This is a genomic window from Erythrobacter aureus (assembly GCF_003355455.1).
GTDB lineage: Bacteria > Pseudomonadota > Alphaproteobacteria > Sphingomonadales > Sphingomonadaceae > Qipengyuania > Qipengyuania aurea.
On the sequence record NZ_CP031357.1, the window covers coordinates 2109547 to 2124165 of the forward strand.

Below are 14619 nucleotides of genomic sequence, written 5' to 3' on the forward strand. Positions count from 1 at the left end.
TCGCGCATCCGAATCCTTGACCGCTCCCCTCCCCGCGTCCTAGCGATCGTTCCCGCATGGAACGTTCCGATATCCGCCCCGCCAAACGCCTTGACCGCACCCCGCGCGTGTTCGTCACACGCCACCTGATGCCAAGTGTCGAGGACCGAATGGGCGAGCTATTCGACGTGCGCCTCAACCCGGAGGATGTGCCGCTCGAGCGCGAGCAACTGATCGAGGCGATGCAGGATTGCGACGTGCTGGTCCCTACCGTCACCGACCTGATCGATGCGGACATGATTGCAAGTGCCGGTGAAGATCTCGGTCTGATCGCCAATTTCGGTGCCGGGACCGAGCACATCGATCTGAATGCCGCTGCCGACCGGCACATCATCGTGTCCAATACGCCGGGCGTGTTCACCGACGATACCGCCGATCTCACCATGGCCGGGATCATCGGAGTTCCCCGCCGCATTCGCGAGGGTGTGGAATTGATCCGCAGCGGAAAGTGGACCGGATGGACGCCGACCGCGTTGCTCGGCACCAAGCTGGCGGGCAAGGTGCTGGGTATCGTCGGCATGGGGCGCATCGGGCAGGCGGTGGCACACCGCGCGCGCGCCTTCGGGCTCGAAATCGCCTATCACAACCGCAAGCGCCTGCCCGAAGCGGTGGAGCGCATGTTCCACGCCCGCTGGGTCGAAAGCCTCGACGAATTGATGGGAAAGGCCGATATTCTCACCCTTCATTGTCCTGCCGGGCCGAATACGCACCATATGATCGATGCACGGCGGATCGACCTGATGAAGAACGGCGCGAGCCTCATCAACACCGCGCGCGGCGATCTTGTCGACCAGGATGCGCTGATCGCGGCGCTGGAGAGCGGCAAGCTCGCAGGGGCGGGGCTCGACGTCTATCCCGACGAACCCAATGTCGACCGCCGCCTGATCCGCCATCCCAACGTAATGACGCTGCCCCACATCGGCAGCGCGACGCGCGAGGGCCGCGAGGAGAGCGGCCTCAAGGTTATCGCCAATATCCGTATGTGGGCCGACGGTCACCGGCCGCCCGACCAGGTACTGACCGGCCTCGGCTAAGGCTCAGAGAGCCTTTTCGTAGAAGATATTGAATTCGGTCTCGGTGTAATCGCCGAACGCGCCGCAGCGCGTGAAGCCGTTACGCAGATAAAGGCGATTGGCGGGTTCGAAGGCCTCGCCGGTCCCTGTCTCTAGCAGAAGGCGCGAGTAGCCGCGCTCCCTCGCAGTCGCATCGATCCGATCGAGCAGTGCCTGCCCTACGCCTCTGCGCAGAGCGCTGCCTTCGGTGCGCATCGACTTGATCTCGCCTGCATCGGCGGAAAGCTCCATCAGCGCACCGATTCCCATCAGCGAGTCGCCCTCGCGCGCCTCGAACACGGTGACATCGGTCCGGTCCAAGCCGGACAAATCGAGCGCGAAAGAAGTCCCCGGCGGCGATGCCTGATACATCAGCCGCTGGTGGCGCGTGACGAGTTCCCTTATATCGGCATCGGCAAGGCTGGCGATGCCGATCTCCATCCTCAATCCCCCGTCAAAATCCGCTCGACCAGTTCCTTCACCGTCGGGGTGAAGTTGTTCGAGTAGAACGGGTCCTGCTTGAAGCGGTAGGCCGCGTGACCGGCGAAGGCGAGGTTCTCGTCAGGATCACCGCCATGGGCGATGTCCTGAAGCGTCTTCTGGATGCAGAAGCTTCGCGGGTCGGCGAGGCGGCCGGTGGTGTGATCGTCATGATCTTTCCAGCTCGAAAACTGGCAGTGCGACAGGCAGCCCATGCAACCCTGCTGGTCCGCCCGGATCTGCTCGGCGCTTTCGGGAGTGACGAAAACCACGGTACTATCGGGGGTCTTGAGCGCTTCGGTAAAGCCTTCATGCATCCAAGCCTGCGCTTTGCGCTGATCGCCGGGGTGGACGAAATAGTATTTCGCCTTGCCGTGATCCATCAACGGGATGGTGCCCTCTTCCTCATCGCGTTTGAAGATCGGAATCTGACGTTCGCTGCGGTGCATCAGATCATAGAGGAACGGCGTTTTTACCGCGCTCGAATAGAACCCTGTCGGGCTGAACTTGTGCAGCAAGACATCGCCCGGTTCGACCGTGCGCAGCATATCCTTCCAGACCTGCGGGATCGGGCTTTCCTGCGTCAGCAGCGGGCGGGTGCCGAATTGGAAAAGCACCTTGCCGAGTTCGGGGTTGTCGATCCAGTTTTCCCATTCGCGCAGGAACCACACACCGCCGGCCATGACGATGCCGGTTTCCTCCGAAACGCCTTCCTTGCGCATCGTCTCGCGCAGCGCCTTCACACGCGGATAGGGATCTTCCGGCTTGGTCGGGTCCTCGGCGTTGGACAGTCCGTTGTGACCGCCCGCCAGCCAGGGATCTTCATAGACCACGGCGGCCATCAGCTCGGGCACCTTCGAATAGCTGCGCTTCCACAGCGCGCGAAAGGCGCGGGCGGAGGAGATGATCGGCAAATAATGAACATTGTGCCGCGCCGCGATCTCGGCGAGCTTATAAGGCATGCCCGCGCCGCAGGTGACGCCGGTCACGAGGCCGGGGCAGTTTTCGAGGATGCCCTCCAGCACCTGCTGTGCGCCACCCATTTCCCACAGCACGTTGATGTTGATCGCGCCCTTGCCGCCCGCGATATCGTGCGCGCGCTTGACCTGTTCGGTGCCGCCATCGATGCCGTAGCGCACGAGCTGCTCGAAACGCTCCTTGCGGGTGGCCTGCGGATAGACCTGCGGGATCGGGTTGCCGTCCTCGTCATAGCTGTCGGCATTGACCGCGCTGACCGTGCCGATACCCCCAGCGGCCGCCCAGGCGCCGGAACTCATATGATTTGTGGCCGAAACGCCCTTGCCGCCTTCGACCAGCGGCCAGACTTCCTTGCCGCCATAGGTGATCGGCTCGAGACCCTTGAAACTCATATATTATGCTTTCTCTTTCTTGCCGGGGATCTCAGCCCCCTCGCCCAGCGCAGCGCGATCGCCGCGGCAGGGCTCTATCTCTCCAGGCTTGGGCCTCGTAGCGGCTGCCTTGAACTGTGCATAGTACCCGGCCAATTCGGGCGCATCCTTGAAGGCAACCAGCTCGTACCCCGCTGCCTCGAATTCGCAGCTCAGTAGCAGGGGATCGATCCCATGGCGGTCGGTCGGGCGGTCGATATCGACCACCACCACCTGCCCGCCATCGCGCAAGGCCGGCCACATTCGCCAGAGAAATTCGTAAGGCTGTTCGATCTCGTGATACATATGAACCATGAAAATGCGATCGAAGCTGTTGGCCGGCAGTTTGGGATCGGCAAATTCGCCAAGGCGGATCGATACATTTTCCAGTCGATAGCGCTCGATCCTGCGACCAAGGCGACTGAGCGCCGCGCTGTCGATGTCCTGCGCGAGAACCCGCCCGGTCTCGCCCACCCGTTCGGCAAGCCGCACGGTATAGTACCCATTGCCCGCGCCGATATCGGCCACAGTCATGCCTTCGGCGATTTGCGCGAGATCCATGACCGTTTTCGCCTCGCCTCGGCTGTCGCGCTGGTCTTCGGTTGAAAACTGGTTGGAACCCACCTTGGAAACCGGGCGATCGGGTTCCGGAAAGCGCGGTGTTTCGTCACCGCCGATCACCTCGCCATTGCACGCCGCGAGCAGTGCAAAGATAGATATCAAGGCGAACCGGCGCCTCAATCCTCGTCCTCCACCTCGACGGTCTCGCCCGTTACGCGCTGCGCCAGCGCCGCCGAAATGAAAGGGTCGAGCGCACCATCGAGCACGTCGTCGGGCGTCGGCGACTGTACACCGGTGCGCAGGTCCTTCACCATCTGGTATGGCTGGAGGACGTAAGAGCGGATCTGGTGCCCCCACCCGATATCGCTCTTCTCCTGATACTCGCCTGAGGCGGCTGCTTCGCGTTCCGCCATTTCGCGCTCGAACAGACGCGCTTTCAGCATGTTCATGGCGGTGGCGCGGTTTTTATGCTGGCTGCGGTCGTTCTGGCTGGCGACGACGATTCCGGTCGGCTGGTGGGTGATACGCACCGCCGAATCGGTCGTGTTGACATGCTGCCCGCCCGCACCGCTTGCGCGGTAGGTATCGATCTTGAGATCGGAGGGGTTGATTTCGATATCGATATCGTCGTCGATCACCGGATAAACCCACACCGAGCTGAAGCTGGTGTGGCGGCGCGCGGAGCTATCGTAGGGGCTGATCCGCACCAGTCGGTGCACGCCGCTTTCGGTCTTGGCATAGCCATAGGCGTTCTCGCCCTTGATCAGCAGCGTCGCGCTCTTGATGCCGGCCTGGTCTCCGGCGGCATATTCCACCGTTTCGACCTTGAAGCCGCGCCGTTCCGCCCACCGAGCATACATGCGCAGCAGCATTTCGGCCCAATCCTGGCTCTCCGTTCCGCCTGCACCGGCATTGATCTGAAGATAGGTGTCGTAGCTGTCCGCTTCGCCCGACAACAGCGCCTGGACCTTGTCGCGGTCGGCCCGCTCGGCAAGACGGGCCAGCGTGTCGAGGCCCTCGCGCTCGACATCGGCGTCGCTCTCGGCTTCGCCCATTTCGACGAATTCGATGGCATCGGCCATCTCGCTTTCGATCTCGCGGACAGTGTTGATCGCGGTTTCGAGCCGTTTCTGCTCTTGCGTAATCGCCTGAGCCTGCTTGGGATCGTCCCACAAGGTCGGATCCTGAACACGCGCATCGAGCTCTTCCAGGCGGCGCAGCGCGCGTTCCCAGTCGAGCGACTGCCGCACGAGCGAAAGCGCTGCTTCGATCCGTTCGATGTGGGCCTGCCCTTCGGCACGCATAGACAATTCCTTCGCTTGGGATTGATCCCGCCCCTAATGCGCGCGGGCGGATTGTAAAGTGCAGCGCCCGCCAGGCGCGCGCGTCAGTAAATTCCGCCCTGATCCTCGACGAAGTCGCTCGGCTCGTCATCTCGGCCGCTATTGGCGGCGCTGGTGGCGCCTTGTCTGCCACGCCGGATCAGTTCGAGGATCTCGTTGCGCTTGGCCGCAATAGCGTCCGAGCGAGTAGAGCGCGGCGGTTCCGTGTCCGGCTTGAAGGCTTCCCAGATGATCGCGGCGGTCGGTTCGTCGGAGGGCCTACCATCGAATACACGCTTGCCGCTGCGGCGATCGATCTTGACCATACGAATGCCCGGCGGAGCGATGAAATCCTCTGCCGTCCAGCGATCCTTCGTCGCGTCGACGAACCGCTTCATAATGGTTGCGGCGGTATTGCCGCCCTGCACCCATCCGCCCAGATTGCGCGGTTGGTCGAAACCGACATACATCCCCGCGATAATCTCGGGCGAACCGCCCACAAACCAGGCATTGGTCGGGCCATTGGTCGTCCCGGTCTTCCCGAACAGGGGCAGATCGAGGCTGCGTAGGCGCACCGCCGTGCCCCGCGTCACCACGCCCTGTAGCATGTGAACCATCTGGAACGCGGTGCGCGGGTCCATCACCTGCCGGCCCGAGACATCGAAGCGCGGCATCGGCTGGCCGTCCCACTCTTCCATATTGCAGCCCGAACAATCGCGGGTGTCGGTGCGGAAGATCACTTTTCCGTCGCGATCCTGAACATAATCGATCACCGATCCTTCGTTCTGGCGCCCCCAATTGGCCAGCGCGGCATAGGCATTGACCATGCGCGCAACGGTTGTGTCCCCCGCGCCCAGGGCAAAGGAATAGTAAGGCTCGTATTCGCCGATGCCGAGGCGAGCGATGGTTTTGATGACATTGTCCATGCCGGCGTCATCGGCGATGTGAACGGTCATCAGATTGCGGCTCTGCTCCAGACCCCAGCGCATGGTGTGCACTCCGCCACCACCGCCACCGAAGTTGCGGAAGCATTTCTCGCCGAGATTTGCCCCCTGCCAGACGCAGAAGGTCTGGTCGGGCACCTGGGTCGCCGGGGTCATCCCCTGATCCAACGCCGCGGCGTAGACGAACGGCTTGATCGTCGAGCCGGGCTGCCGCAGCGCCTGTGTGGCCCGGTTGAAGCTGCCCAGGCGACTATCGAATCCGCCCTGCATGGCAAGGATCCGCCCCGTCTGCGGCGCTTCCGCCAGGAAAGCGCCCGACACCTCGGGAACACCGCGGATCGCGTAACCATTGCCCGATTTCACGGTAGCGACCACATCGCCGGCCTTGAGTGTCGACGGCCCTCCCGACAAGGGGTGCTCCTCGCCATCGGTGAAGCCGACACGGCCGGGCGCTGTCACCACCCCGATACGCCAATCCTCGTAGTTTATCGAGATATTGGACGACGCGAGCTGCGCTGTCAGATCGCCATTATCCGGATTGAGCGTCGCGATCGGGCCAGTGAAACCTCGGTTGCCATGATAGCTGAGGAGCTGCGCGCGCAGCGCATCGCGGGCCGCATCCTGCAGCTCGGTGTCGAGCGAGGTACGTACCCATAGCCCCCCCGAATAGACGCTGTTGCGACCATCGTCGGCGGTTTCTCCGAATTTTTCGATCAGTTGGCGGCGCACTTCCTCGAGAAAGTACCCCGCATCAGCGGAACGTTCGCTACGCTGCCGCACGAGCCCGAGGTCCAACCGCTTTGCCGCCGCCCCTTCGTCCGCGCCGATGAAACCGTTGGCTACCATCTGATCCAGCACGAAATTTCGGCGAACAAGCGCCAGGTCGCGATGGCGCTCGCGTCCATAACGCTCAGGCGCCTTGGGCAGGATCGCAAGAAAGGCCATCTCGTGCAGGTCGAGATCGCCGACATCCTTGTCGAAATAAGCACGCGCGGCCGCCTGTACGCCAAAGCTGCGACGACCGAGCGGAATTTCGTTGAGATAAAGCTCCAGAATCTCCTGCTTGGTCAGCACGCTTTCGATGCGCGTGGCAAGGATCATTTCCTTCAGCTTGCGGGTCACCGAATATTCGTCGCCCAGCAGCAGGTTCTTCGCGACCTGCTGCGTAATGGTCGAGCCGCCGACTGCGCGTTCGCCCGATCCGAATTTGGTGGCGTAATCGATCACCGCATTGGCAGTGCCGGTTATATCGACGCCGCCATGGCTGAAGAAGGTCTTGTCCTCGGCCGAAAGATATGCCTCGATCAGCCGCTCCGGGAAATCCACATATTGCAACTGCACACGGCGTTCGCGGGCATAGGTATGAACGATCTCGCCATCGATGCCGCGTACCACGGTGGGTAGCGGTGTTTCGTATTCGAGCAGCGATTCGGCATCGGGCAGATTGCGGCCGAGCGTGGCCCAGGCCAGCACCAGCGTGACAACCGCGAAGCCCCCTATATAGCTCGCGGCACGCAACTTGCGGTTATGCGCCCAATTATCGGTGAACCACGCCACCAGACGCTTCGGATCGCGGCTGATGCGGTAGCGGTAATAGGTCAGGGAGGGTTCGTCGGACATGATCTTGCACGAGCCTCTAGCACGCCATTTCCGCAAATCGCCAGAACGAACAGTGTTCTGATGTCAGCTTTCTTGCTGCCGCGCGAAATAGATGCGGATCGCGCGCGCCATCACCTTGGCGAAACGCGCGCGGCCTTCGACGGATGTAAGCCGCTGGGCATCGGCCTCGTTGGTTATGAAACCGCTCTCGAACAGAACCGAGGGTACGTCGGGTGCGCGCAGCACCTTGAGCGCTGCGGAGTGGCGCGATCTGGGATGAAAGCGGATCGCACCCTCCCCCTCGCGGCGGATCAGTCGCGCGAACTCATCCGATTGTTCCTGTGTGCGCCGCTGCGACAGCTCCACGAGGATGGTGCTCACGGTGTCGCTCTGCCCCCCCAGGTCGATGCCGTTGAGTCGGTCGGAAGCATTCTCGCGCGCGGCAAACCGCGCCGCCGCTTCGCTCGATGCCGCATTGGAGAGGGTATAAATGCTCGCTCCGGTTACTTCGGCCGCATCGCCCGCGCTGTCGGCATGGATGGACAGAAACAGATCCGCGTCAAGGCGGCGCGCGATATCGATCCTTTCGGCGTGAAGGAGATAGCGATCGTCGTCGCGGGTCAGTGCCACGCGAACGGTTCCTTCCCGCTCAAGCTCGTCGCGCAAAGCCCGGGCAAGGCCGAGCACCACGGTCTTTTCGCGATAGCCCTGGCCCGATGCGCCCGGATCGTGCCCCCCGTGCCCGGGGTCGATGACCACCAAGGGCAGACCCTCCCGGCCCGCGATTTGCGGTAGAGCCGCAGGAACATCCGCCTGAGGAAGTTTGACCCGCAGAACGTATTCCCTGCCGATTGCGGGTACGGGAATCCGCTGGGCCGTGGCAATAAGCGCTGCGCACAAGGCCACTGGCAACAGCAGCAGCAAAAGGATTTGCGCACGGATCGACATCGCCCGCATGGTTATGACCTTGTTATCCAATCACGCAATATGGTTGCCGTGCGAAACCCACGGTGCTAGCGACATCGTACCGGTTTTCCGATGCCTCCGATCGGCGCGAATATTCCGCGACGAAGAGGGTCACCGTGAAAAACCGTTCTTTTTCAGGCTATAGCGGCAAGAGCCGTCACGGCCCAAGACAATACAGGTTGATGCCGGACATGGCCCGTTTTTCCCCGACGACAGCAGCACAGGCTCCCGCCTATGCCGCCGTGTCGGGCCGGACAGCGCCCAATATGCGCAGGGCTACTCCCGCAGTCACGAATACCCGGCCTTTCCTACAGAGCGAACACGGCCGGTTAGCAAACACCGCGATGCCCAGACAGGGCCGCGGAATTTCCAACGTAATGCGCCGCGCAAACGCAGGGTTCGCCCTGCCCCGACGCGGCTGGAGAAATATCAATGGCAACGCGCATGCTTATCGATGCGCGCCACCAGGAAGAAACCCGGGTGGCGGTACTCAAAGGCAATCGGATTGAGGAGTTCGATTTCGAATCTGCCGATCACAAGCAGATAAAAGGCAATATCTATCTGGCGAAAGTCACGCGGGTCGAACCCTCGCTGCAAGCGGCTTTTGTCGATTTCGGCGGTAATCGCCACGGTTTCCTCGCCTTCAGTGAAATCCATCCCGACTATTATCAGATTCCCAAGGAAGATCGCGAAGCCTTGCTGGCCGCGGAGGCCGAGGCTGCCGAGGAAGAGCAGCGCCTGCGCGACGAGGAAGAGCAGCGCGGCGAAATGCCGGGCGAGGAATACGACGCCGATGACGAAAGCGCCGAGGCGCTGGCCGAAGATCTGGCCGAAGACGGGCTGGAGGAAGTCGATACATCCGATAAGGACGACGTCGCTACCATCGAGGAAGGTCATCTCGACCGCGAGGACGATGACGAGTCGGACGATGAAGATTCCGATGAAGACGAAGGCATCGACGAAGATGATGAACGGCCCAAAGGGCGCGACCGGGGTCGTCGCGGACGCAATCGCCGCCAGGGCAAGGGTCGCGCGCGGGCCAAGGAAGTGGACGAAGCGCGCGCCAAGCGCATGGCGCTGCGTCGCCGCTACAAGATCCAGGATGTCATCCAGCGCCGCCAGGTCCTGCTCGTGCAGGTCGTCAAGGAAGAACGCGGGAACAAGGGCGCCGCGCTGACGACCTATCTCAGCCTTGCGGGCCGCTATACGGTCCTGATGCCCAACAGCAGCCATGGCGGCGGCATTTCGCGCAAGATTTCGAGCGCTTCGGACCGCAAACGGCTCAAGCAGGTCGTCTCCGCTCTCAGCCTTCCGCGCACCATGGGCTTGATCGTGCGCACCGCCGGCCTCAGCCGCACCAAGACCGAAATCAAGCGCGACTTCGATTATCTCGCCCGGCTGTGGGACGAAATCCGCGAACGCACCCTCTCATCCTCGGCACCTGCCTTGATCCACTCGGACAGCGATCTGATCAAACGGGCCATCCGCGACATCTACAATCGCGAGATCGAGGAAGTCATCGTCGAGGGCGAGGATGGCTATAAATCGGCCAAGCAGTTCATGAAGCTGCTGATGCCCAGCCATGCCCGGCGCGTGAAGCAGTATTCGGACCCCGTGCCACTGTTCCAGCGCTACGGTGCGGAAGATCAGCTCAAGGCGATGTACGATCCGGTGGTCCAGCTCAAATCGGGCGGCTATCTGGTCATCAATCCGACCGAAGCGCTGGTGTCGATCGATATCAACTCGGGCCGCTCCACCAAGGAGCACAATATCGAGCAGACCGCGCTGCACACGAATCTCGAAGCAGCGCGCGAGATCGCCCGCCAACTGCGCCTGCGCGATATGGCTGGCCTCGTCGTCATCGACTTTATCGATCAGGAGCACCACTCCAACACCCGCAAGGTCGAGAAGGCGATGAAGGAAGCGCTCAAGAACGACCGCGCGCGCATCCAGGTCGGCCGCATCAGTTCCTTCGGCCTCATGGAAATGAGCCGCCAACGCCTGCGCACCGGCGTGCTCGAGGCGACCACGCGCGACTGCCCGCACTGCGATGGCACCGGTCTTGTCCGCACCGCATCGAGCGCGGGCCTTTCCGCGCTGCGCCTGATCGAGGACGAGGCGGCCAAGGGCAAGGGTTCGACCATCCGCCTCGGTGCCAGCACCGAAGCGGCGATTTATCTGCTCAACGAAAAGCGCGCCGACCTAATGGAAATCGAGCAGCGCTATCACGTAACTGTCGAAGTCGTCCCCGAGGGCGAGGACGAAGGTGCGAAGATGACCGTGTCGAGCCACGGCCCCAAGCCTAAGGACGCCCCGAGATTCGACCTCATCGTCGACGATGAGGAAGATGAGGACATCGTCGAGGAAGCCGAAGACGACGATGGTGACGGCGATGAGGACGGTCGTCAGCGCAAGAAGCGCCGCCGGCGCCGCGGTGGTCGCGGTCGCAACAAGAACCGCCAGCGCGATGACGACGGCGATCAGGACGACGCCGACGATCTCGCTGACGACATGGAAAACGACGATGGCGATGATGACGAAAGCGGCGAAGACAAACCCAAGAAGCGCCGTCGCCGTGGGGGCCGCCGCCGGGGTGGACGCGGACGCGGTAAGAATTCCGACGAGGTCACTGCGGAAGACGCTGAGAAGCTTGAGGAGGTTTCCGAAGCGGTTGTCGAGGACATGGCGGTAGTCGCCGGTCCCGAGGACTCACCCGAAACTGCGGAAGCTGCAGCCGAGGCGGAAGAAAAACCCAAGCCCAAGAAGCGCGCACCGCGCAAGAAGAAGGCCGATACCGCAGCTAAGGACGCCGATAACGCAGCCAAGGCCAAAGCCGACGAGACCGGCAGCGCGGACGGCGAAGAAAACGAGAAACCGAAACCGAAAAAGCGCGCACCGCGCAAAAAGAAGGTGGAGGCAGAACCGGAAAGCGTAACGGGAGCTACGGACGAGGCAAAAGGCGAGGACGAAGCCAAACCTGCACCGAAGAAGCGCGCACCGCGCAAGAAGAAGCCCGTAGCCGAAGCTCCGGCGGAAAAGTCAGCCGAACCGGCGCCGCAGCCGGAACCGGTACCCCAGCCGGAACCGGCGCCCCAGCCCGACGCGGCAGCGGCAGCGGCGGCGGCAGCGGCGGCGGCAGAGCCTGCGGCCGAGGAAAGCCCCGAACCAGGCAAACCCGCCAAGCCCAAGCGCGGCTGGTGGCAGCGCACTTTTGGCGACGAATAGGTCGATTAGAGGGTTGGCGGACCGAAAACCGTTCGCCGACCCTCAGGCTTTGCGCGCCACGCCCCATTCCATCCAGCCCATGATCCTGGGGGCTTTCTTCAGATAGGCCTGACCCAGCGGCTCCACCGCGAATCCCGCCCCGCGCAGCGACGCGCCGATCGGTCTGCTAAGGTGGCATCCCCCGGCCAGCGGGCTCCACACCGGCTCTATCCGTTCCTGCCAGCGCGCCACCGCGGCATCTGGAGCACGCCCGTGCTCGAGGAACAGCAACTGCCCGCTCGGCGCGAGAATTCGGCGGATTTCCGAAAGAACACGCGCGGGATCGTCGACCGAACATAGCGTGTAGGTACAGACAACCGTGTCGAAAGACCCGTCGGCGAACGGTATATCTTCGCCTACCCCTTGACGAATGTCGGTTTCCCAGCCCTTCGCCAGCGCCCTTAAGCGCGCACCGTCAAGCAGCTTCGCATGCGGATCGATCCCCGCAAAGCTGGTCACCTTGTCGCTGTCGTAGAGCGCCTGGTTGAACCCGCCGCCACAGCCGATTTCGAAAACCCTTCCCTGTGCAAGCGGAATAACTTCACGGCGGCGCTTCTCGATCCCCTCTTGGCCGCAAGCAGCCGTCACGAGGCGGGGCATCACGTGGCGATCGTACCATTTTCTCAATCCCACCGAGCAAGTCCCTCCGATTGCGCGACAATCCGACGCTATCGACATTTCAGCGCACAGCAAGTGCTAACTTGTCCGCTACAAAGTTCTGGTGGAGCCGGGGCCGTGCGACTAAAGGCGCGCCAAAACCACCACCAACGGGTCTACATGAACACTCGCATCGAACCTATGCGCATTCCCGAAGAAGCCAAGCAGCGCATCCGCACACTGTTCATGGCCAAGCACGCCCTGTTCGGCGGCGGGATGCACCCCGAAGACGGCAACCACGCGATATATCACCACGAAGTACGCACGACACTGGAAGGTCTGGGGCTCAATCTGGAGCTTGCCAACCACTATGAAGTACTCTTCGAAAAGCCGGACGTCGATTTCGTGTTCCCGTTGCTTAATCGAGGGGGCTTCGTGAACAGCGAAATGCTGATCCCGATTCTGTGCAACAGGCACGCCATTCCCTATCTTGGCGCCATGCCTTTTCTACGCGGATTGGGTGACGACAAATCGGTATCGAAGCTCGTCTGTGACCATGCCGGAGTGCCGACCGCACCGTGGTTCTGCTATCGTCGGGGAGCACCGGTTCTGGAAAAGAGCCTTCCCGCCAAAGATGCCGGAAGATGGGTTATCAAGCCCAACGCGTCTTCGGCAAGCTGGGGGATCACCGATGCCCACGACTGGACCGAAGTCGCCAACGCCGTGTGGCACATCCACACCGAAGGGCACGATGCCATCGTCGAGCCCTATCTTGACGGTTACGACGTCCAGTGTGCCTTCATTACGATGGACGACGAACCGATTGCGCTTCCGATGCTATGGTACGAGCGCGAGGACACGCAACGGCTGTGGACCTATTACGAAAAGCGCGATCTCGTGCAGAACACCGAGAAAGCCGCCCTCAAGCGCTTCGATGATCCCGAAATCGCCCCCAAAATCGAAGCGATGGCAAAGAAGGTCGCGCGCGAATTCGTCCCGTTCGATTACGGCCGGATCGAATTCCGCCTCGATCTCAAGACCGGCGACATAAATTTCATCGAGATCAATCTGAACTGCAACCTGTGGTCGGAAAAGGTCATGGCCAAGGCCGCCGCGCAGGCCGGATTCAGCCACGCGGACTTGCTGGAAACACTGCTGGCGGAAAGCTGGCGGCGCCAGGGGCTCGTCTCAGCAGCCCATTGACGATCGATGAAGCGGCTATACGATCTCGTCCGGCTGAACTTCGCCATCTATCCGGGCATCGTCGACTTTCGCTCCGCCGCTTTCCTCGATCCCTATTACGCACGGATGCGCCGGGGCCAAGGTCCGCTGAGGATTGCCTTTAACGCTCTGTTTTATGCGGCCTTCCGGCTTTTCATCGTCCTTCGCGCGCGCAAGGTCGCGCGCAAGTGGGGATGGAGCAAGCCTCGCCGTTTGGAGGCGGTACGGATCTGCCTCAGCCGGTTTGCCGACCCCGGCGATGTCGCCCTCTACGACATTCGCGGCGAAAGTGACTTCGATACCGTTATGCGGCGGTTCGAACATGTCGGAGTGAGCCGCGCAATCGCCAACCCGGCGACCGATCACGACCCCGCAATCACCGACAAAGGCGAATTCTATCGCGTCTGCGCGCATGCTGGCCTGCCCCACCCCCGCGTTCTTGCCGAACGCTCTGACAAGGACGGATGGAAGATATTCCAACGGCCCGAAGCCGGGCCTTTCCTGCTGAAGCCGATCAGAGGGTCGGGAGGCGCGGGTATCGAGTTGATTGCCGCGCAGCCTGACGATCTGGAGCCCACCGGCTTCCTGCGGATGCTCGAAGAGACGAAAACGACCGGCGGCTGGATAGCGCAGGACCTGCTTCGGCCCCATCCCGATATTGCGGACATCGCGCTCGACGCCCTGCCCACATCACGCATCACCACCATCCTCGACGAGCGCGGTAAGCCTGAACTGGTTACGGCGGTTCTCCGTCTCGCGGCCCAGCCCGGCGTCATCGTCGACAACGCACATGCCGGCGGTATCTTTTCCGCCATCGATTTCGAAACGGGCGAATTGGGACTGGCGAGATACGCGACGGCACCGGGCGAATTCGACCGGCATCCGGCCAATGATCGTCCCATTCCCGGCAGGCGGATCCCGGACTGGCCGGCACTCAGGCGGCTTGCCCTCGATGCGCATGCCGATCACTTTCCTGCGCATGTTCAAATTGGCTGGGACGTTGCGCCGAGTGACCGAGGCCCTATGCTCATCGAAGCGAATGCGCGGCCGAATGTCCGCGTGCCCCAACGCGCCACGGGCTTGGGTATCGGCGCGACGCGCCATGGTGAACTGATCCGCTACCACCTCGAAAATCGCACGGCGACGGGACGCCGCTTTTTAACCGAGGCCTGAACCGGTTGACCCA

Annotated in this window: 11 protein-coding genes; 4 read left to right on the forward strand and 7 right to left on the reverse strand. The window is 62.2% G+C overall.

Features of this window, described 5'->3' with window-relative positions:
- The first annotated feature begins 56 nt into the window (after positions 1-56).
- Positions 57-1073 carry a 2-hydroxyacid dehydrogenase gene (locus DVR09_RS10330; RefSeq protein ID WP_115416855.1) on the forward strand — a complete coding sequence of 339 codons (1017 nt, stop codon included), beginning with the start codon at positions 57-59 and terminating at the stop codon, positions 1071-1073.
- Between the two features lie 3 nt (positions 1074-1076).
- Here DVR09_RS10330 and DVR09_RS10335 read toward each other — a convergent pair whose 3' ends face one another.
- The 6 genes from DVR09_RS10335 to DVR09_RS10360 all read right to left on the reverse strand — a co-directional run bounded on the left by DVR09_RS10335 (position 1077) and on the right by DVR09_RS10360 (position 8342).
- Positions 1077-1532 carry a GNAT family N-acetyltransferase gene (locus DVR09_RS10335; protein ID WP_115416856.1) on the reverse strand — a complete coding sequence of 152 codons (456 nt, stop codon included), beginning with the start codon at positions 1530-1532 and terminating at the stop codon, positions 1077-1079.
- Between the two features lie 2 nt (positions 1533-1534).
- A complete protein-coding gene (locus DVR09_RS10340) occupies positions 1535-2941 on the reverse strand; it encodes an NAD(P)H-dependent flavin oxidoreductase (protein ID WP_115416857.1) in 1407 nt (468 codons plus the stop codon).
- Between the two features lie 3 nt (positions 2942-2944).
- On the reverse strand, positions 2945-3679 hold the full coding sequence (locus tag DVR09_RS10345) for a class I SAM-dependent methyltransferase (protein WP_370459125.1): 735 nt from the start codon (positions 3677-3679) through the stop codon (positions 2945-2947).
- Between the two features lie 17 nt (positions 3680-3696).
- Positions 3697-4824 carry a peptide chain release factor 2 gene (prfB, locus tag DVR09_RS10350; protein WP_115416859.1) on the reverse strand — a complete coding sequence of 376 codons (1128 nt, stop codon included), beginning with the start codon at positions 4822-4824 and terminating at the stop codon, positions 3697-3699.
- Positions 4825-4907: 83 nt separating this feature from the next.
- Complete coding sequence (locus DVR09_RS10355) at positions 4908-7406, reverse strand: penicillin-binding protein 1A (protein WP_115416860.1); 2499 nt, start codon at positions 7404-7406, stop codon at positions 4908-4910.
- A 63-nt stretch (positions 7407-7469) separates the two neighbouring features.
- Positions 7470-8342, reverse strand: coding sequence for an N-acetylmuramoyl-L-alanine amidase family protein (locus tag DVR09_RS10360; RefSeq protein ID WP_369692523.1), 873 nt, complete (start codon positions 8340-8342; stop codon positions 7470-7472).
- A gap of 441 nt (positions 8343-8783) precedes the next feature.
- On the opposite strand from DVR09_RS10360, the gene DVR09_RS10365 reads away from it, so the two are divergent.
- Positions 8784-11576, forward strand: coding sequence for an Rne/Rng family ribonuclease (locus tag DVR09_RS10365; protein WP_115416861.1), 2793 nt, complete (start codon positions 8784-8786; stop codon positions 11574-11576).
- Between the two features lie 42 nt (positions 11577-11618).
- Here the strand turns inward: DVR09_RS10365 and DVR09_RS10370 are convergent, their stop codons facing one another.
- Positions 11619-12248, reverse strand: coding sequence for a class I SAM-dependent methyltransferase (locus DVR09_RS10370; protein WP_115416862.1), 630 nt, complete (start codon positions 12246-12248; stop codon positions 11619-11621).
- Between the two features lie 144 nt (positions 12249-12392).
- Between DVR09_RS10370 and DVR09_RS10375 the strand changes: the two genes are divergently transcribed.
- Positions 12393-13415, forward strand: a complete 1023-nt coding sequence (locus DVR09_RS10375) for a D-alanine--D-alanine ligase family protein (protein ID WP_115416863.1) — start codon at positions 12393-12395, stop codon at positions 13413-13415.
- Between the two features lie 6 nt (positions 13416-13421).
- Positions 13422-14606, forward strand: a complete 1185-nt coding sequence (locus DVR09_RS10380; RefSeq protein WP_115416864.1) for a sugar-transfer associated ATP-grasp domain-containing protein — start codon at positions 13422-13424, stop codon at positions 14604-14606.
- The last annotated feature ends 13 nt before the right edge of the window (positions 14607-14619 follow it).

Bases quoted from the DNA above. Each gene is read 5' to 3' on its own strand.
- DVR09_RS10330 (WP_115416855.1), top strand. From the start codon at position 57: ATGGAACGTTCCGATATCCGCCCCGCCAAACGCCTTGACCGCACCCCG.
- DVR09_RS10335 (WP_115416856.1), bottom strand. From the start codon at position 1,532: ATGGAGATCGGCATCGCCAGCCTTGCCGATGCCGATATAAGGGAACTC.
- DVR09_RS10340 (WP_115416857.1), bottom strand. From the start codon at position 2,941: ATGAGTTTCAAGGGTCTCGAGCCGATCACCTATGGCGGCAAGGAAGTC.
- prfB (WP_115416859.1), bottom strand. From the start codon at position 4,824: ATGCGTGCCGAAGGGCAGGCCCACATCGAACGGATCGAAGCAGCGCTT.
- DVR09_RS10355 (WP_115416860.1), bottom strand. From the start codon at position 7,406: ATGTCCGACGAACCCTCCCTGACCTATTACCGCTACCGCATCAGCCGC.
- DVR09_RS10360 (WP_369692523.1), bottom strand. From the start codon at position 8,342: ATGCGGGCGATGTCGATCCGTGCGCAAATCCTTTTGCTGCTGCTGTTG.
- DVR09_RS10365 (WP_115416861.1), top strand. From the start codon at position 8,784: ATGGCAACGCGCATGCTTATCGATGCGCGCCACCAGGAAGAAACCCGG.
- DVR09_RS10375 (WP_115416863.1), top strand. From the start codon at position 12,393: ATGAACACTCGCATCGAACCTATGCGCATTCCCGAAGAAGCCAAGCAG.
- DVR09_RS10380 (WP_115416864.1), top strand. From the start codon at position 13,422: ATGAAGCGGCTATACGATCTCGTCCGGCTGAACTTCGCCATCTATCCG.